This is a genomic window from Streptomyces sp. adm13(2018), from assembly GCF_008042145.1.
Lineage (GTDB): Bacteria > Actinomycetota > Actinomycetes > Streptomycetales > Streptomycetaceae > Streptomyces.
Map to the genome: position 1 here is coordinate 418,399 of NZ_RDBH01000129.1, position 18,632 is coordinate 437,030.

The 18,632-nt window shown below is 71.5% G+C and carries 15 protein-coding genes and 1 tRNA gene; 3 read left to right on the top strand and 13 right to left on the bottom strand.

Annotated elements, in window-relative coordinates:
* Window positions 1-10: 10 nt before the first annotated feature.
* The 3 genes from EAO70_RS18570 to EAO70_RS18580 form a co-directional block, all read right to left on the bottom strand.
* Window positions 11-83 (bottom strand) — tRNA-His (locus tag EAO70_RS18570).
* A gap of 117 nt (window positions 84-200) precedes the next feature.
* Window positions 201-803: an oligoribonuclease gene (orn, locus tag EAO70_RS18575; RefSeq protein WP_148004037.1), complete on the bottom strand. Its 603-nt coding sequence runs from the start codon at window positions 801-803 to the stop codon at window positions 201-203.
* A gap of 204 nt (window positions 804-1,007) precedes the next feature.
* Window positions 1,008-2,177, bottom strand: a complete 1,170-nt coding sequence (locus EAO70_RS18580; RefSeq protein ID WP_148004038.1) for a helix-turn-helix domain-containing protein — start codon at window positions 2,175-2,177, stop codon at window positions 1,008-1,010.
* Between the two features lie 650 nt (window positions 2,178-2,827).
* Here EAO70_RS18580 and EAO70_RS18585 point away from each other — a divergent pair.
* Window positions 2,828-3,349 (top strand): universal stress protein, encoded by a 522-nt coding sequence (locus EAO70_RS18585; protein ID WP_148004039.1) that lies wholly within the window; start codon window positions 2,828-2,830, stop codon window positions 3,347-3,349.
* 248 nt (window positions 3,350-3,597) lie between these two features.
* On the top strand, window positions 3,598-4,161 hold the full coding sequence (locus EAO70_RS18590; protein WP_148004040.1) for a GPR1/FUN34/YaaH family transporter: 564 nt from the start codon (window positions 3,598-3,600) through the stop codon (window positions 4,159-4,161).
* A 139-nt stretch (window positions 4,162-4,300) separates the two neighbouring features.
* On the opposite strand, the gene glmS is transcribed toward EAO70_RS18590, so the two are convergent.
* Together glmS and EAO70_RS18600 are read right to left on the bottom strand one after the other, a co-directional pair.
* A complete protein-coding gene (glmS, locus tag EAO70_RS18595; RefSeq protein WP_148004041.1) occupies window positions 4,301-6,118 on the bottom strand; it encodes a glutamine--fructose-6-phosphate transaminase (isomerizing) in 1,818 nt (605 codons plus the stop codon).
* Window positions 6,119-6,171: 53 nt separating this feature from the next.
* Window positions 6,172-6,447 (bottom strand): hypothetical protein, encoded by a 276-nt coding sequence (locus EAO70_RS18600; RefSeq protein WP_148004042.1) that lies wholly within the window; start codon window positions 6,445-6,447, stop codon window positions 6,172-6,174.
* A 202-nt stretch (window positions 6,448-6,649) separates the two neighbouring features.
* Here EAO70_RS18600 and EAO70_RS18605 point away from each other — a divergent pair, with 202 nt between their 5' ends.
* Window positions 6,650-8,269, top strand: coding sequence for a beta-N-acetylhexosaminidase (locus tag EAO70_RS18605; protein ID WP_148004043.1), 1,620 nt, complete (start codon window positions 6,650-6,652; stop codon window positions 8,267-8,269).
* Between the two features lie 88 nt (window positions 8,270-8,357).
* Here EAO70_RS18605 and EAO70_RS18610 read toward each other — a convergent pair whose 3' ends face one another.
* The 8 genes from EAO70_RS18610 to EAO70_RS18645 all read right to left on the bottom strand — a co-directional run bounded on the left by EAO70_RS18610 (window position 8,358) and on the right by EAO70_RS18645 (window position 18,629).
* Window positions 8,358-10,145 carry an IucA/IucC family protein gene (locus EAO70_RS18610; protein WP_148004044.1) on the bottom strand — a complete coding sequence of 596 codons (1,788 nt, stop codon included), beginning with the start codon at window positions 10,143-10,145 and terminating at the stop codon, window positions 8,358-8,360.
* The gene (locus EAO70_RS18615) at window positions 10,142-10,672 is read right to left on the bottom strand and encodes a GNAT family N-acetyltransferase (RefSeq protein ID WP_148004045.1); all 531 of its coding nucleotides are present in this window, start codon (window positions 10,670-10,672) and stop codon (window positions 10,142-10,144) included. The genes EAO70_RS18610 and EAO70_RS18615 overlap by 4 nt, the downstream gene beginning before the upstream one ends.
* Entirely contained in the window at window positions 10,669-11,952 is a 1,284-nt protein-coding gene (locus tag EAO70_RS18620; RefSeq protein WP_148004046.1) for a lysine N(6)-hydroxylase/L-ornithine N(5)-oxygenase family protein, read from the bottom strand. The genes EAO70_RS18615 and EAO70_RS18620 overlap by 4 nt, the downstream gene beginning before the upstream one ends.
* Window positions 11,939-13,417, bottom strand: a complete 1,479-nt coding sequence (locus EAO70_RS18625) for a pyridoxal phosphate-dependent decarboxylase family protein (RefSeq protein ID WP_148004047.1) — start codon at window positions 13,415-13,417, stop codon at window positions 11,939-11,941. Before EAO70_RS18625 ends, EAO70_RS18620 begins: the two co-directional genes overlap by 14 nt.
* 186 nt (window positions 13,418-13,603) lie before the next feature.
* On the bottom strand, window positions 13,604-14,467 hold the full coding sequence (locus tag EAO70_RS18630; protein ID WP_148004048.1) for a siderophore-interacting protein: 864 nt from the start codon (window positions 14,465-14,467) through the stop codon (window positions 13,604-13,606).
* Between the two features lie 141 nt (window positions 14,468-14,608).
* Entirely contained in the window at window positions 14,609-15,769 is a 1,161-nt protein-coding gene (locus EAO70_RS18635; RefSeq protein WP_148004049.1) for an acyl-CoA dehydrogenase family protein, read from the bottom strand.
* Between the two features lie 8 nt (window positions 15,770-15,777).
* Window positions 15,778-16,707 (bottom strand): hydroxymethylglutaryl-CoA lyase, encoded by a 930-nt coding sequence (locus EAO70_RS18640; RefSeq protein WP_261992935.1) that lies wholly within the window; start codon window positions 16,705-16,707, stop codon window positions 15,778-15,780.
* Window positions 16,704-18,629, bottom strand: coding sequence for an acetyl/propionyl/methylcrotonyl-CoA carboxylase subunit alpha (locus EAO70_RS18645; RefSeq protein WP_148004050.1), 1,926 nt, complete (start codon window positions 18,627-18,629; stop codon window positions 16,704-16,706). The genes EAO70_RS18640 and EAO70_RS18645 overlap by 4 nt, the downstream gene beginning before the upstream one ends.
* Between the last annotated feature and the right edge of the window lie 3 nt (window positions 18,630-18,632).

Below are 18,632 nucleotides of genomic sequence, written 5' to 3' on the forward strand. Positions count from 1 at the left end.
GAGTCGTAAGGGTGAGTAACGGGACTCGAACCCGCGACATCCTGGACCACAACCAGGTGCTCTACCGTCTGAGCTATACCCACCATGACCGGCGGTTTCCCGAGGGTTTCCCCGACCGGCCGAGAAGAAGTCTACAGGGTCCTGGAGGGTGCTCGCGCCCGCATTGATCTGCGGGCACGAGCGGCCCTCCGCGGCGGGGGTTATTCGGCCGGGACGACGTGCCGGGCCGCGATCCGCTTCGCGGTCTCCGAGTCGGGACCGGGCTGCGGGACGAAGACGGCCTCGCGGTAGTAGCGCAGCTCCGCGATGGACTCGCGGATGTCGGCGAGCGCCCGGTGGTTGCCGTTCTTCTCCGGACTGTTGAAGTACGCCCTCGGGTACCAGCGGCGGGCCAGCTCCTTGACCGAGGAGACATCGACGATCCGGTAGTGGAGGTGGCCCTCCAGGGCGGGCATGTCCCGGGAGAGGAAGCCGCGGTCCGTGGAGACCGAGTTCCCGCACAGGGGCGCCTTGCCGGGCTCCTTGACGTGCTCGCGGATGTACGCGAGGACCTGCGCCTCCGCGTCGGCGAGCGTCGTGCCGCCGGCGAGCGCGTCGAGCAGCCCCGAGGACGTGTGCATCTGGCGCACGATCTCGGGCATGGTCTCCAGGGCCGCGTCCGGCGGGCGGATCACGATGTCCACCCCGTCGCCGAGCACGTTCAGTTCCGAGTCGGTGACCAGCGCGGCCACCTCGATGAGTGCGTCGTCCGTCAGCGAGAGCCCGGTCATCTCGCAGTCGATCCACACCATGCGATCGTTCATGCGTCCACCTTAGGGGCTCTTTCCCCGGCCGGAGCGGGCCGAGTCGCCCCGGCACCGCTCGTTCCGGCGCCTCTTCCCCGTCGCGCGGCGGGCGAGGAGCGCCGACGGGCCCCCGGGGGGATGTCCCCGGGGGCCCGTCGTTCCTGCGTCGCGCCGCTTGTGGCGGCGGCGGTCTCCTTCTCGCGGAGCCCTACGGAGCACCGCTCAGGGCGCGCTCCGCTGGCCCGGGAGCGCGGGGCGCCCCGGAGCGTAGGTGTCCGACTGCGGCTTCCCCTGGTCCAGCGGGGACATCGGGCGCCTGATTCCGGCCACGACCTGCGCGGGCACGACCGGGTCGAGCACGGCCGTGGCCGTCTCGCCCTGCGGCCGCCGCGCACGGTACGCGGCCCGGTAGGCGGCCGGCGAGGAGCCGAGCTGCCGCCGGAAGTGGCCGCGCAGCGCCACCGGCGAGCGGAAGCCGCACCGGCCGGCGACCTCGTCCACCGAGTAGTCGGAGGTCTCCAGGAGCCGCTGCGCCTGGAGCACCCGCTGGGTGATCAGCCACTGGAGGGGGGCCGAACCCGTCAGCGAGCGGAACCGGCGGTCGAAGGTCCGCCGGGACATGTAGGCGCGGGCGGCCAGGGTCTCCACGTCGAACTGCTCGTGGAGGTGCTCCAGCGCCCAGGCGACGACCTCGGCCAGCGGGTCGGCGCCGATCTCCTCGGGTAAAGACCTGTCGAGATAGCGCTCCTGACCGCCGCTGCGCCGCGGCGGGACGACCAGCCGGCGCGCCAGGGCGCCCGCGGCCTCCGTGCCGTGGTCGGTCCGCACGATGTGCAGACACAGATCGATTCCGGCCGCCGTGCCCGCGGAGGTCAGCACGTCCCCGTCGTCGACGAAGAGCTCCCGGGGGTCCACGTGGACCGACGGGTAGCGCTTGGCGAGCGTCGGCGCGTACATCCAGTGCGTCGTCGCCGGGCGGCCGTCGAGCAGGCCGGCTGCGGCGAGGACGAACGCGCCGGTGCACAGGCCGACGATCCGTGCGCCCTCCTCGTGGGCGCGGCGCAGCGCTTCGAGCGCCTCCGGCGGTGGCGGCGAGGTGATCGACCGCCAGGCCGGGACGACGACGGTGCCCGCCCGGCTGATGGCCTCCAGGCCGTACGGCGCGGTCAGTTCGAGGCCACCGGTGGTCCGCAGCGGTCCGTCCTCACCCGCACAGACGAGCAGTCGGTAGCGGGGCACTCCGGCGTCCTGCCGGTCGATGCCGAACACGGAGAGCGGGATGGAACTCTCGAAGATGGGGCCGCCGCTGAACAGCAGCACCGCGACGACTTCGCGACGGCGGCGCCCGGTCAGCTTCCGTGCGGCCTCCGGTGCGGTGGAGTCCTGGCTCATGACGCTAAGCCCCCCTCGGTGTTCGCGTCTCCCTGGTCGTGTCGCTCCTGCACGTTTCCCCTCGGTTTTGCACGAGACCCCAGTCTTCGGTACCCATGATCGAATCTACTGCGTCCTGTGGCGCCGGCGTGACAAGTTCTTCATCCGGTGGATTGTCGACAAGGCCACTTGGCGTGAAGCGATCGATCGCGAAGTCTTCCGCAGGGAGGGGCCCTGTTGCGCCGCTCGGAACGGGGCATGCGGAGCGAGGGGGGGACGGGAAACGGAGGAGCGGAACAACGGGTGGCGGCGGTCGATGGTGCGTGCACGGGCGGTCTCCCTGCGACGGTGGGCTGGACCTGTGGCAACGAGAAGCGGAACGTTACGGTCACTCTCGGCGACGTCCGTTTGGCCCCCGTACGGACACCTGTAGGGCACATCCGGCATTGCCAGATCCCGAGACCCTCGTGCATGCTCCCTGGGACGCCGCGCGCGAGCGGGGTCACGCCGGGGAGCGACGCGGCGGGCTCTGGGCAGGAGAGGAGTGTCGCCGTACCCTTGGGGGTATGGGCTTGGGAAGATGATTCCCGGACACAGCTCCGCCGCCACCCGTTGTTCCGCTCCTCCGTTTCCCGTCCCTTCCCACGAGGACCCTCTTCGCCGAGACACCGATGGCCGGTCACGAATTCTCCGAACCCGCGGACCGCAAGCGCGTCGCCGATTCCACGGTCGACCCCCTCGCGGTCGAACAGCCACGTCACGCCTGCGACCCGGCCTTCCGGCACGGCGTCGTCATCGGCTTCGACGGCTCCACGTCCAGTGAGCGCGCCCTCGCGTACGCCATCGGCATGGCCCGCCGCTCCGGCTCCGGCCTGATCATCGTGCACGTGGCCAACCGGCTGCCCACCACGGTGTGGGCCGGCTGTGAGCCCCCGGTCTTCGTCGACGTGCCCGACCACCGGACCGAGGTCCTCGGCCTGGAGCTGGCCTGCGCCGAACACCTCTCCGAGGTGCCCTGGATCCTCGTCGAGCGCGGTGGCGACATCTGCCACGAGCTGGAGGAGGTCGGCCGGGAGTACTCCGCCGACGCGATCGTGGTCGGCTCCACGCACGGGATCGTCGGCCGGATCTTCGGCTCGGTGGCCGGCCGCCTCGCCCGCCGCGCCCAGCGGCCCGTGATCGTCATCCCGTAGGGCGTACGAGAACTCCCGCCGGTCCCGCAGGACGTACGAGGTCTCCTCCTGCCGTCCCGCCCGAGGTCTCAACCGCCCCCGGCACCCCGCCCGTTGCGTACGACCCGTCAGGTCGCATCCCCAACTCACGTCATCGCGCCATAAATTCGGCCTTCCTCAGGTGAATTGTGTGCTTGTGAAGGGTACATAAGCGTCACCGGAACACTGCAGCTCACGCAGGACACCTGCGCACCTGAAGGGAGCCCGCCGTGGACAACGACGTCGCCGCGGGAAACACCACCTCCACTCTCGGCCACCTCGCACTCGGACTGACCCTGCTGGCCTTCGGCCTGGGCGGCACGGGGATCATCGACAACGTCGCGGCAACGGATGCCGCGGGCCTCGCCACCTGGGTCGGCGGGGTCACGCTCTTCCTCGTCGGTCTGCTCGCCCTCCGCGCGGGCGACAGGGGCGACGGCACGGCGTTCACGGCGCTCGGCGCCTTCTGGTTCACCTGGGGCACCGCGACCGGCGGCGGGACGTCCGCCGACGCCGTGGGCGTCTTCCTGCTCCTGTGGGCGCTCCTGGCGCTCACCCTGACGCTGGCCGCCTCGGGCAGCGGGCTGTTCGGGCAGGGTGTCCACGGGCTGCTCTTCCTCGCGCTCGTGCTGCTCGGCATCGGGGCGCTCGCCGACAACGGCGCGCTCGGGAAGGCGGGCGGCTGGGTGGCGGCCGTCGCGGGTCTGGTCGCCTGGTACGGCGCGACGGCGGCGGTGGCCGGCTGGCCGACGGCGCTCGGCCGGGCGAACCGCGGCGCGGCCACGGCGAGCTGACGGCGGGACGTACGGACAGCACGAAAGGAGAAGCGGTCCCCCGTGCACCTGGGATGCACGGGGGACCGCTTCGTGTCCGGTCGAACCGCCGGGGGACAGGCCCGGCGGCGAGGCTCGGGGGGACAGGCCCCGGGCGCTGCTACTCGACCGTGACGGACTTGGCCAGGTTGCGCGGCTTGTCGATGTCGCGGCCCATGGCGAGCGCCGTGTGGTAGGCGAGGAGCTGGAGCGGGATGCCCATCAGGATCGGGTCCAGCTCGTCCTCGTTCTTCGGCACGACGATGGTGTGGTCGGCCTTGGCCTGCGGCTGGTGCGCGACCGCGAGGATGCGGCCGCTGCGGGCCTTGATCTCCTCCAGGGCGGCGCGGTTCTTCTCCAGCAGGTCGTCGTCGGGGACGATCGCGACCGTCGGCAGGGCCGGCTCGATGAGGGCGAGCGGGCCGTGCTTGAGCTCGGAGGCGGGGTAGGCCTCGGCGTGGATGTAGGAGATCTCCTTGAGCTTGAGGGAGGCCTCCAGGGCCACCGGGTAGCCCCGGACGCGGCCGATGAACATCATCGACTGGGCGCCGGCGTACTCCGCGGCGATCTTCTTGATCTCGTCCTCGATCTCCAGGATCTCCTGGATCTGCGCGGGCAGCTTGCGCAGGCCCTCGATGATCCGCTTGCCGTCGGTGACGGACAGGTCGCGGATGCGGCCCAGGTGCAGGGCGAGCAGCGCGAAGGCGGTGACCGTGTTGGTGAAGCACTTGGTGGAGACGACGCAGACCTCGGGGCCGGCGTGCACGTACACGCCGCCGTCGGCCTCGCGGGCGATGGCGGAGCCCACCACGTTGACCACGCCGAGGACGCGGGCGCCCTTGCGCTTGAGCTCCTGGACGGCGGCGAGCACGTCGTAGGTCTCACCGGACTGGGAGACGGCGATGTAGAGGGTGTCGGGGTCCACGACCGGGTTGCGGTAGCGGAACTCCGAGGCCGGCTCGGCGTCGGCGGGGATGCGGGCCATGGACTCGATGAGTCCGGCGCCGATGAGGCCGGCGTGGTACGAGGTGCCGCAGCCGAGGATCTTGATGCGGCGGATGGTGCGGGCCTCGCGCGGGTCCAGGTTCAGGCCGCCCAGGTGCACGGTGGAGAAGCGGTCGTCGATCCGGCCGCGCAGCACGCGGTCGACCGCGTCGGGCTGCTCGGAGATCTCCTTGTGCATGAAGGTGTCGTGGCCGCCCATGTCGTACGAGGCGGCCTCCCACTCCACGGTCTCCGGGGTGGCGGTGGTGGTCGCGCCCGAGGTCGTGTAGGTGCGGAAGTCGTCGGCCTTGAGGGTGGCCATCTCGCCGTCGTCGAGGGTGACGACCTGGCGGGTGTGGGCGATCAGGGCGGCCACGTCGGAGGCGACGAGCATCTCCTTCTCGCCGATGCCGAGGATGACCGGCGAGCCGTTGCGGGCCACGACGATGCGGTCGTTGAAGTCGGCGTGCATCACGGCGATGCCGTAGGTGCCCTCGATGACCTTGAGCGCTTCGCGGACCTTCTCCTCCAGGGTGGAGGCCTGGGAGCGGGCGATGAGGTGGGTGATGACCTCGGTGTCCGTCTCGGAGGCGAAGACGACGCCGTCGGCCTCCAGCTTGGCGCGGAGCTCCTGGGCGTTGTCGACGATGCCGTTGTGGACGACCGCGACCTTGTTCTCGGGGTCCATGTGCGGGTGCGAGTTGATGTCGCTCGGCGCGCCGTGGGTGGCCCAGCGGGTGTGGGCGATGCCGGTGGTACCGGTGAAGCGCTTGGGGACCCGGGCCTCCAGGTCGCGGACGCGGCCCTTGGCCTTCACCATCTTCAGGCCGGAGGCCTTCGGGCTGGTGACGACCATGCCGGCCGAGTCGTAGCCCCGGTACTCGAGGCGCGCCAGGCCCTCCAGGAGCAGGGGGGCGACGTCGCGCTTTCCGATGTAACCGACAATTCCGCACATAAAGGTGAAACCCCTCCAGGTTGGTGAGTGTGTCCGCGTGCCCGCCGCGCGGGTCAGCCGTAGACGATCCGGCGCAGCTGCCGGAGCGAGAGCTCCGGCGGCGCCACGGCCCGGTGGGGCAGTTCCCCCGAGATCCGTTCGAAGATCTCGGCGTTCACGGCCCCGCCGGACTGCAGTTCGCGGTGTCGGCGGCGGACGAACTCCTCGGTCGTCTCGTCGAAGTACGCCAGCACGTCGAGGATCACCCGGGCGGCCTCACCGCGCTGGAGCGCGGTGCTGCGGACCAGGTGGTCGATGAGGTCGTCGTGCGACGGGCGGCGTTCGAGCACCCATGAATACTGGGCTGTACGGACGTCATCCGCAAGAATCCTGCCCGATATCGGGCAGGGTCGTCATGATCCGCCCCTTCTTCGGGGCCGTTGGTCCAGACCTTGACGGGTGGGGACCTCGGCGGTACGCATGGTGACGGTTCGGATATAGAACTCGACAGACGCGTCCCACGACGATCCCACGCCCGATAGGGGACCAGCCTTGACCCAGCGCCGAAGGATTCCGCGCCTGATCGGATCCCTGCTCCTGGTCGCCGCCGCCGGCGTCGGCTGCGGCGAGGCCGCCGCCGACGCACAGAAGGCCGCGGCCGCCGAGCCCGAGGTCCGCCCGCTCGGCCGTATCGTGCCCGTGCCCGCCTCCGTCGCGCCCGAGGGCGAGCCCTTCGCCCTCTCCCGGACCACCCGCATCGGCGCCGACACCGCCGACCGCGAGACCCGCGACCTCGCCCGCTACCTCGCCGGACTGCTCCGCCCCGCCACCGGCTTCCCGCTGCCCGTCGTCGACGACCAGGCCGCCCGCGGCGGCATCCGGCTCCGCCTCAGCCCCGCCGCCACCGAACTCGGCGACGAGGGCTACCGGCTCCACTCCGCCCCCGACGGCGTCACCCTCACCGCCCGCGCACCCGCCGGGCTCTTCCGCGGCGTCCAGACCCTCCGCCAGCAGCTGCCCTCCGCCGTCGAGCGCAAGAGCGTCCAGACCGGACCCTGGAAGATCGCCGGCGGCACGATCACCGACACCCCGCGCTACGCCTACCGGGGCGCCATGCTCGACGTCTCCCGGCACTTCTTCACCGTCGACGAGGTGAAGCGGTACATCGACCAGCTCGCGCTCTACAAGGTCAACACCCTCCATCTGCACCTCTCCGACGACCAGGGCTGGCGCATCGCCGTCGACTCCTGGCCCCGCCTCACCACCCACGGCGGTTCCACCGAGGTCGGCGGCGGCCCGGGCGGCTTCTACACCAAGGCGCAGTACCGGGAGATCGTCGAGTACGCGGCCTCCCGCTACCAGGAGGTGATCCCCGAGATCGACCTCCCCGGCCACACCAACGCCGCCCTCGCCTCCTATGCCGAGCTCAACTGCGACGGCGTCGCCCCGGAGCTCTACACCGGCATCAAGGTCGGCTTCAGCTCCCTGTGCGTGCCCAAGCCCGTCACGTACGACTTCGTCGACGACGTGATCCGCGAGATCGCCGCCCTCACCCCCGGCCGGTACATCCACATCGGCGGCGACGAGGCACACTCCACCAGCCACGCCGACTACGTGACCTTCATGGACAAGGTCCAGCCGGTCGTCGCCAAGTACGGCAAGAAGGTCGTCGGCTGGCACCAGCTGACCGGCACCACCCCGGCGGAGGGCGCCCTCGTCCAGTACTGGGGCCTCGACCGCACCCCCGCCGCCGAGAAGGAGCGGGTCGCCGCGGCCGCGCGGAACGGCGCCGGCCTCATCCTCTCCCCGGCCGACCGCTCCTACCTCGACATGAAGTACACCGCGGACACCAAGCTCGGCCTCGCCTGGGCGGGCTACGTGGAGGTCCGCAGGTCCTACGACTGGAACCCGGCCGGCTACCTCGCCGGCGCCCCCGCGGACTCCGTCCGGGGCATCGAGGCCCCGCTGTGGACGGAGACCCTGGCGACCACGGACGACCTGGACGTCATGGCCTTCCCGCGCCTCCCGGGCCTGGCGGAACTGGGCTGGTCGCCGGCGGCCACCCACGACTGGGACACCTACAAGGTCCGCCTGGCGGAACAGGCCCCGCGCTTCGACGCCCTGGGCATCGACTACCACCGCTCACCCGAGGTGCCCTGGCCGGCGGAGTAGCCCGTACGGCGGCCGAGCGAGCCCGTACACAGGGATGCGAGCCCCGGCGGAGGACCGTACTCCGCCGGGGCTCGCATCGGTCACGGGGTCACGCGAAGCGGGCGATCGGGTTCACCAGGTCGCCGACGAGCTGGAGGGCCGCCGACGGGTCCGAGAGGTCGACCATCTGCTTGTTGTTGCGGAGCTGGAGGCGGTTCAGGGCCGACAGCGCGAAGGTCTCCGCGAACATGTCGTACTGGGCGAACCGGTCCGCCAGCTCCGGCTTCGACCGCTCGTAGCCGCGCACGCACTCCGCGACCGTCCGCCAGAAGTCGTCCTCGCCGAGGACGCCCTCCGCGGCGAGCGTCGACGCCAGGAAGCGGAAGAAGCAGTCGAAGACGTCCGTGAAGACCGACAGGAGCTTCATGTCCTCCGGGATGTCCGCACGGACCCGCTCCACCGCCGGCGGCAGGACCGCCGCCGGGTCCATGACGACGATCTCCTCGGCGATGTCCTTGAAGATCGCCCGCACCACCGCGCCGCGCTCGTCGAGGACCAGGATCACGTTCTCGCCGTGCGGCATGAACGCCAGGTCGTACGCGTAGAAGCTGTGCAGGACCGGGAGGAGGTAGGCGTCCAGGTACTGCCGGAGCCACCCGGTCGGCTCCTGGCCCGACTCCTTGATCAGCGCGCCCGCGAACGACGCGCCCGCGCGGTCCACGTGCAGGAGGGACGCCATCGTCGCCGGCCGCTCGCCCTCGGCGAGGGTCGGCACCGGGGACTCGCGCCAGAGCGCCGCCAGCATCTTGCGGTACGGCGAGTAGCGGTCGGTCGCCGCCTCGTACTCCAGGTGCCGGTAGCCCACGGCCGCCCGCTCCCGGATGATCGAGAAGCGCGCCGCCGCGAAGACGGAGTCCGACTCGATCAGGGTGTGCAGCCAGTCGTTGATGGCCGGCGTGGCCTCCATGTACGCGGCCGACAGGCCCCGCATGAAGCCCATGTTGAGGACGGAGAGCGCCGTCTTCACATAGTGCTTGGCCGGGTCCGAGGTGTTGAAGAAGGTACGGATCGACTGCTGCGCCAGATAGGTGTCGTCGCCCTCGCCCAGGTACACCAGGCGCTGCTGCGCCACCTCGGCCGCGAACGTCACCGACAGCTTGTTCCACCACTGCCAGGGGTGCACCGGCATCAGGAGGTAGTCGGCCAGGTCCAGGCCGCGGGCCGCCAGGGTCGCCGCGAAGGCGTCCACCGCCGCGTCGCCGAGCTCCTCGCGGACGAAGACCTCGTAGTCGATGCCCGCGCCGGCCGTGAAGGTGGTCCGGTCGCGCCGCGCCGCCAGCCAGATCAGCCGGATGTCGCTCGCCGCCTCGGGGGCGTACGCGCGGAACTCGTCGACGCCGAAGCCGAGCCGGCCGTTGTTGGCGACGAAGCAGGGGTGGCCCTCGGTCATCCCCGTCTCGATCGCCTGGAAGCCCGCCCGGGCCAGCTCGGCGGAGGTCACCGGCTCCTTGGTCGCCTTGAAGGCCGTGCCCGCCAGCGTGGAGGAGATCTCCTCCAGGTACACCGGCAGGACCTCGTCGCTCAGGCCGAGGGCGCCGCGCAGCTCGGTCACGAACTGGAGGGCGTCCAGCGGGAGCTGCTCGTCGCCGCGGTGGCGGCTGATCGACTCGGCGTAGACCTGCCAGTGGTCGAGGGCGAACCGGTCCGCGGTGAAGCGGTACTCGGTGGCGCCGTCGTCCGACCGGACCACGTACCGGCTGTCGCCGAGCTCCCGCGGGTCCAGCAGCCGCTCGTGGGCGAACTCGGCGAGGCCCTTGCGGATCAGCGCGCGGTTGGCCTCGGCCCAGAGCTCGGGCGTGAGGTGCGCGACGGGGTTCGCGCGGTCGGTGGCGCTCATACGGCGGCTCCCACGGCGGCCTCGAACTGCTCCCGGGTGCAGAAGCTCAGCAGGGCCTTCTTCTCGGGCTTCTGGATCTCCCGCTCGGGCACGAAGCCGACGACCGCGTTGAGCGCGTGGACGGCCTTGTTGGCCACGTCCGGCTCGACGACGACCCGCTTCGTCGCCGGATCGGCGAACAGCTCCGTCATCACGGCGGTGATCACGGTCCGCGTGAAGCCGTGCACGGGGGTGTCGGTGGGCGCGACGAGGAAGTGCATGCCGACGTCGCCGGGGAGCGGGTCGTAGAGCCCGACCAGCTCCAGGTGCGCGGGGTCGTACCGCTCCATCAGGAAGGCGGGCTCGCCGTCGACCAGACCGATGAAGACATGGTGGTGCGGGTGGGCGCTGAACGCCGCGTACTCGCGCTCGACGTCCTGGAGCGTGGCGTCCTGCATCATCCAGTAGGCGGCCTTGGGGTGGGTGACCCAGGGATGGATCAGCGCCGCGTCCTTCAGCGGGTCGAAGGGGCGTATCGATACGGTCATGCCGCGAACTCCTGGAAAGCGATGGTCTTCTCGACGGGGTAGTACTCGTAGCCCAGCATCGCCCCGATGATGTACGCGTTGCGGTACGCCCCCATGCCGAGGTCGGGCGAGGTGATCGAGTGGGTGTGCACGGAGGAGTTCTGGACGAACACCCCGCGGCCCGTCGTGTCGACGGCGTAGTTGCGGGCCACGTCGAAGCGGCCCCGGCCGTCCCAGTTGAGGCGGTCGCGGACCGGCTCCAGGAAGGCGGGGACGCTGTACCGGTAGCCGGTGGCGAGGATCAGGCCCTCGGTGTCCAGGGTGAAGTCCCGCTCCTGCTCCTCCTGGCGGAAGCCGAGGGTGTACGTGCCCGTCGACTCCTCGTACGCGGCGTCGTGCAGCGCGGAGTTGGTGAGGAGCCGGGTGGGGACGGGGCCGTTCAGGTTCTTCTGGTAGAGCAGGTCGAAGATGGCGTCGATCAGCTCGCCGTCGATGCCCTTGAAGAGGCCCTTCTGCTCGGTCTCCAGGCGGTAGCGGGTCCGCTCGGGCAGCGCGTGGAAGTAGTCCACGTACTCCGGGGACGTCATCTCCAGGGTGAGCTTGGTGTACTCCAGCGGGAAGAAGCGCGGGGAGCGCGTCACCCAGTTCAGCCGGTACCCGTGGACGTCGATCTCGCTCAGGAGGTCGTAGTAGATCTCCGCGGCGCTCTGGCCGCTGCCGACCAGGGTGATCGACTTCTTCTTCTGGAGCGCCTCCTTGTTCGGGAGGTAGCGCGAGTTGTGGATGAGGTCGCCGCCGAGGCCCCGGCAGTTCTCGGGGACGTACGGCGGGGTGCCGGTGCCCAGCACCAGACGGCGGGCGCGGAACGTCTCCCCGGCCTCGGTCGTCACCGCGTACACCTCGGCCGCCTCGTCGAACTCCACGGTCGCGACGGTCGTCGAGAAGCGGACCGAGGAGAGGCGCCCGGCGGCCCAGCGGCAGTAGTCGTTGTACTCGGTGCGCAGCGGGTAGAAGTTCTCGCGGATGTAGAACGAGTACAGCCGGCCCTTGTCCTTGAGGTAGTTCAGGAACGAGTACGGCGAGGTCGGGTCGGCCATCGTGACCAGGTCCGACATGAACGGGGTCTGGAGGTGCGCGCCCTCCAGGAACATCCCGGAGTGCCACTCGAAGTCGGGCTTGGACTCCAGGAAGAGGCCGTTCAGCTCGTCGATCGGCTCGGTCAGGCAGGCGAGACCGAGGTTGAACGGACCGAGTCCGATGCCGATGAAGTCGTGGATCTCGGTCGTCTCAGGCGTGGACAAGGGTCTCTCCCAGGTACTGCTCGGCGTGGCCGGCGATCAGATCGAGGACGGCGGCGATGTCGGCCGCGGTGGTCTCGGGGTTGAGCAGGGTGAACTTGAGGTACTGGCGGCCGTCGACCTTGGTGCCCGCGACGACGGCCTCGCCGGAGGCGAACAGGGCCTTGCGGGCGTGCAGGTTGGCGCGGTCGATCTCCTCGGGGGAGGCGGCGGCGGCCGGGATGTAGCGGTAGACGAGGGTGGAGAGCTGCGGCTCGACGACGACGTCGTAGCGCGGGTCGGCGGCGAGCAGGGCGAAGCCCTCGGCGGCCAGGTCGCAGACCTCGTCGAAGAGCGAGCCGACGCCGTCGGCGCCCATCACGCGCAGCGTCATCCAGAGCTTGAGCGCGTCGAAGCGGCGGGTGGTCTGGAGGGACTTGTCGACCTGGTTGGGCAACCGCTCGGCGAGCATGGGGGTCCCCCCTGTTCGAGCGGAGTCGAGAACGTGGGGGAGGGCCGGGTTCAGGTAGTCGGCGTGGTAGGTCGCGTGGCGCAGGGTCGCCCCGTCGCGGACCAGGAACGCGGAGGAGCTCACCGGCTGGAAGAACGACTTGTGGAAGTCGACGGTGACCGAGTCGGCCTTCTCGATGCCGTCCAGGAGGTGGCGGCGGGTCGGCGAGGCGAGCAGTCCGCAGCCGTAGGCCGCGTCGACGTGCATCCAGGCGCCGTACTCGTCGGCCAGCGCGGCGATCTCGTGCAGCGGGTCGATGGAGCCGAAGTCGGTGGTGCCGGCGGTGGCGACGACCGCCATCGGGACGAGGCCCTCGGCGCGGCAGGCCTCCAGCTCGGCGGCGAGGACGACGGACTGCATGCGCTTGTTCCGGTCGACCGGGATGGAGACGACGGCGTCCATGCCGAGGCCGAGGAGCTTCGCCGACTTCTGGACGCTGAAGTGGCTGCACTCGGACGAGAAGATCCGCAGCTTCGACAGGTCGGTGCTCTTCGCCTCCTCGCGGGCGAGCAGCAGCGCCTGGAGGTTGGACTGCGAACCGCCGCTGGTGAACACGCCGTCGGCGGCCGGGCCGAAGCCGACGCGGCCGTTGGTCCAGTCGACGAGCTTGCGCTCGATGAGGGTGCCGCCGGCGCTCTGGTCCCAGGTGTCCAGCGAGGAGTTGACCGCCGAGAGGACGGCCTCGCCGAGGACGGCCGGGATGACCACGGGGCAGTTGAGGTGGCCCAGGTAGCGGGGGTGGTGGAAGTAGACGGCGTCGCGGAGGTAGACGTCCTCCAGCTCGTCGAGCGCGGCGGAGGCGTCGCCCAGCGGCCGGTCGAGGTCGACGGCGTCGATGGCGGGCGCGAGCTCGGCCGGGGTCACTCCGGTGAACGGGCCCCGGGTCGCGGCGAGTTTCCCCGCCACCCGCTCGACTCCCTCGGTGACGGAGCGTCGGTAGCTCTCCGCCGTGGCGTCGTTGAGCAGGTGAGAGCGCATGTGGGGGGCCTCCAGGCACGGGGCTGGGTCGCGCCCTCCGGACAGGGGAAAGGGGCGAGGGGCGACACGGTGAAACAAGGTTAGCCTAACCTAACTCTTTCACCGTGTCGTCCCTCGCCCCCCATGGGACACAGGAGTTGACGTGTGTAACGTCCGGAGTGTCCGGTTCGTCGGCCGGCGAACCGGCTACAGGTCTTCCTGGGTGGCGTCCGGAACCTCGCGCAACGCGTCCTCGGAGAGGCCCTTGCGCCAGTAGCCCACGAACGTCACCCGGCGCCGGTCGAGTGCGCGGTCCCGCACGAAGTGACGGCGCAGCGCCTTCACCGCGCCCGACTCGCCCGCGATCCAGACGTACGGCGCCTCCCCGGGCAGTTCGACCCCGCGCACCGCCTCCACGGCCGAGGGCGCGCCCTCCTCGCGCACCAGCCAGGTGACGGTCACGTCGGCCCGGGTGGCGAGTTCGGCGCGGTCGCCGGAGTGGGGCACCTCCAGGAACACCTGGGCGCGGGTCCCGGCCGGCAGCCACTCCAGGATCGCCGAGGCGGCCGGAAGGGCCGTCTCGTCCGCCCAGACGAGGACGGAGTCGGCGTCCGCGGGCGGCCGGAAGCGGACGGCGGTGTTGTCGGCGACCGCCGGGCCGAGGACGGCCACCTGGTCGCCGGGGGTGGCCCGGGCGGCCCAGCGGCAGGCGGGACCGCCGTCCTCGTGGAGCGCGAAGTCGATGTCGACGGCGTTCTCGCCGTGCTCCCGCTCGGTGCGCTGCTCGCGGACGGTGTACGAGCGCATCACGGCCCGCACGTCGTGGGGCATCGCGCGCCAGGCGCCGAGGATCGCGTACATGTCCTGCGGGGCGTCCAGCGGCGGCAGGACCGGGGCGTCCTGGCCGGGGTGCGGCAGGAAGAGGGAGAGCGACTGGTCGCGGCCGCCGGCGGCGAAGCCCTTGAGCTCGTCGCCGGTGAAGGTGACGCGGACCAGGGAGGGGCTGAGCCGCCGGGTCCGGTCCACCCGCAGGCGGAAGAACTGGAAGGGGGCGGTCTCAGGTGTCGTCATGGGAACATAGGTTAGCCTAACCTCATAAGTCCTGGGGTGTGGGGGAGGGCCCCACCCCGCGGGGTGGGGCCCTCCGTCAGGACCCTCCGTCCGGACCCTCCCGTCCGGGGCCGGCCGTCCTCGTCGGGACGGCCGGGCCGGTCAGCCCTGGAGGCCCAACTCCCGGGCGATCAGCATGCGCTGGACCTCGCTCGTGCCCTCGCCGATCTCCAGGATCTTCGAGTCGCGCCACATCCGGGCCACCGGGTACTCGTTCATGAAGCCGTAGCCGCCGTGGATCTGGGTCGCCTCACGGGCGTTGTCCACGGCCACCGTCGAGGAGTACAGCTTCGCGATCGCCGCCTCCTTCTTGAAGGTCTGACCGAGGACCAGCCGGGAGGCCGCGTCCCGCCAGCCGATCCGGGCCATGTGCGCCCGCATCTCCATGTCGGCGATCTTGAACTGGATGGCCTGGTTGTCGCCGATCGGACGGCCGAAGGCGTGACGCTCCTTCGCGTACTTCACCGACTCGTCGACACAGCCCTGCGCCAGACCCGTCGCCAGCGCCGCGATCGCGACCCGGCCCTCGTCCAGGATCCGCAGGAACTGCGCGTACCCGCGGCCCTCCTCGCCCAGCAGGTTCTCCACCGGGACGCGCACGTCGTCGAAGGACAGCTCCCGGGTGTCCGAGGCGTTCCAGCCGACCTTCGAGTAGGGCGCGGCCACGGTGAAGCCGGGGGTGCCGGACGGGACGATGATCGAGGAGATCAGCGGACGGCCGTCGGGCTTGCGGCCGGTGACCGCCGTCACCGTCACCAGACCCGTGATGTCCGTACCCGAGTTGGTGATGAAGCACTTCGAGCCGTTGATCACCCACTGGTCGCCGTCGCGCACGGCCGTGGTCCGGGTGCCGCCCGCGTCCGAGCCGGCGCCCGGTTCGGTGAGGCCGAAGGCGCCCAGCAGCTCGCCGGCGCAGAGCCGCGGCAGCCACTCGCGCTTCTGCTCGTCCGTACCGAAGAGGTACACCGGCATCGCGCCGAGCGAGACGCCGGCCTCCAGGGTGATCGCCACCGAGGAGTCGACCCGGGCCAGCTCCTCCAGGGCGATCCCGAGCGCCAGGTAGTCACCGCCCATGCCGCCGTACTCCTCGGGGAACGGCAGCCCGAACAGGCCCATGCGGCCCATCTCGCGGACGATCTCGTACGGGAACTCGTGCCGCTCGTAGTAGTCGCCGATCTTCGGCGCCACGACGTCGTGCGCGAACGCCTCGACGGTACGGCGGAGTTCCTCGTGCTCTGCGGAGAGCCGGTGGTCGAGGGACATGTCTTTCGTCACTCCTTGTGGGAGAGGGCGCGGACGGTACGGGAGGGGCTGGGGCGGCCCAGCTGTTCGGCCATCCACACGCTCGTGGCGGTGAGGGCGGCCAGATCGACCCCGGTCTCGATACCGAGGCCGTCGAGCATCCACACGAGATCCTCGGTGGCGAGATTGCCGGTCGCGCTCTTCGCGTACGGGCAGCCGCCCAGGCCGCCGGCGGAGGCGTCGACGGTGGTCACTCCGTGGCGGAGGGCGGCCAGCGTGTTGGACAGGGCCTGGCCGTAGGTGTCGTGGAAGTGCACGGCGAGGCGGGAGGCCGGGACACCGGCCTCGTACAGGGCCGTGAGCAGGGCCTGGACGTGGCCGGGGGTGGCGACGCCGATGGTGTCCCCGAGGCTCAGCTCGTCACAGCCCATGTCGGCGAGGGCCCTGGTGACGCGGACGACCTGCTCGATCGGGACGGCGCCCTCCCAGGGGTCGCCGAAGCACATCGAGAGATAGCCGCGGACCTTGAGGCCGGACTCTATGGCCCGGGTGACCGTCGGCGCGAACATCGCGAGCGCCTCGTCCACGGTCCGGTTCAGATTGGCCTTCGCGAAGGACTCGGTCGCCGAGGCGAACACCGCCACCTCGCGCGCCCCGAGCGCGAGGGCGCGGTCGAGACCCCGCTCGTTCGGCACGAGCACCGGAAGCCGGACGGGCAGATCGCGGACCTGGGGGAACAGGTCCTCGGCGTCGGCGAGTTGGGGCACCCACCTGGGGTGCACGAAGCTGGTCGCCTCGATCGTGCCGAGCCCGGCGGCGGCGAGCCGCCGGACGAACTCGGCCTTCACGCCGGTCGGGACGGCCGTCTTCTCGTTCTGCAGCCCGTCCCTGGCCCCCACCTCGTGGATCCGCACCCGGGCGGGGAGCGACGGGTCCCCCACGGTCATCGGCAGGCTCACGCGTCCTCCTCCTCGCGGGGCGTCACCACGGCCAGCACCTGGTCCATGGCGACGGTCGCACCGGGCGTGACGTCCAGCTCGGTGACGGTGCCGGCGTGCGGGGCGGAGATGACGTGCTCCATCTTCATCGCCTCCACCACCAGCAGGCTCTGCCCGGCCTCGACCTCGTCCCCGACGGCCACCTTCACCACGGTCACGGTCCCGGGCATCGGGGCGGCCAGCGTGTCGGCGCCCCCGAGCCGGGCGCCGGAGAGCGCGGCGGCGACCGGGTCGTGGTCCATGACGTGCCAGGAGTCGCCGTCCCGGCCGAGCCAGTCGCCCGTCCGGTGGAAGCGGTGGACGACACCGTCCACGGTGACCGTCACCGACGTGCCGGTGACGCGGGCGCCGGCCGGCGCCTCGGCCGGGACGGGCTCGTGGCCCGCCACCCGCACGGGGAAGGGGAGCGGCGCCGGGCTGCCGCCCAGCCGCCAGCCGCTCGGCACCGAGAACGGGTCGGTCCAGCCGTCCCGCGCCGCCGGGGCCAGCTCCGCGAGCCGGACGGCGGCCGCCGCCGCGTACACCTCCGCCGGGACGCCCGCGGGGATCAGGCTCTCCGCGTCCCGCTCCACCAGACCCGTGTCCAGGGCGCCCGAGACCACGTCCGGATGCGCGAGCAGCCGGCGCAGGAAGCCCGCGTTGGTCGGCACCCCCAGGGTCACCGTGTCCGCCAGGGCCGCGCGCAGCCGGCGCAGGGCCGTCGGGCGGTCCTCGGCGTGGACGATCACCTTCGACAGCATCGGGTCGTAGAGGGACGAGACCTCCGTGCCCTGCGAGAGGCCCGAGTCCGTCCGGACCCCGGCGCCCGAGGGCTCGTTGAGGGCCAGGACCGTACCGCCCGAGGGCAGGAAGCCCCGGGACGGGTCCTCGGCGCAGATCCGCGCCTCGATCGCCCAGCCCGTGAGGGTGATGTCCTCCTGCGCGAAGGGCAGCGGCTCGCCCGCCGCCACCCGCAGCTGCCACTCCACCAGGTCCACCCCGGTGATCAGCTCGGTCACCGGGTGCTCGACCTGGAGGCGGGTGTTCATCTCCATGAAGTAGTACGAGGACGGGTCGCCGCCCGGGACGATGAACTCGACCGTGCCCGCCCCCACGTACCCGCAGGACCGCGCCGCCTCGACGGCCGCGGCGCCCATCGACGCCCGGATCTCCGGGGTCAGCAGGACGCTCGGCGCCTCCTCGATGATCTTCTGGTGCCGGCGCTGGAGCGAGCACTCGCGCTCGCCCAGGTGGATCACGTTCCCGTGGGCGTCCGCCAGGACCTGGATCTCGATGTGCCGGGGCCGGTCGATCCACCGCTCCACCAGCAGGGTGTCGTCACCGAAGGACGCGCGCGCCTCCCGGCGCGCGGAGGCGATCTCCTCCGTCAGCACCGACAGGTCGCGGACCAGCCGCATGCCCTTGCCGCCGCCGCCCGCGCTCGGCTTGAGCAGCACCGGGGCCCCCAGCTCGCGCGCCGCGGCCTCCAGTTCGGGGTCGGCCGCGCCGGGGACGACGGGCACGCCCGCCGCCTTCACCGTCTCCTTCGCCGTGATCTTGTCGCCCATCAGGGAGATGGCCTCGGCCGGCGGGCCGATGAAGACGAGTCCCGCGTCCGCGCAGGCCCGCGCGAACCCGGCGTTCTCCGCGAGGAAGCCGTACCCGGGGTGCACCGCCTGCGCGCCCGTCCGGCGGGCCGCGTCGACGAGCGCCTCCGCCGACAGGTACGACTCCGAGGCCGGCGGCGGGCCGATCCGCACCGCCGTGTCCGCCTCCCGCACGTGCCGGGCGTCGGCGTCCGCGTCGCTGTACACCGCGACCGAACGCACCCCGAGCGCCCGCAGGGTGCGGATGACCCGCACCGCGATCTCGCCGCGGTTCGCGACGAGCACTGTGTCGAACATGGA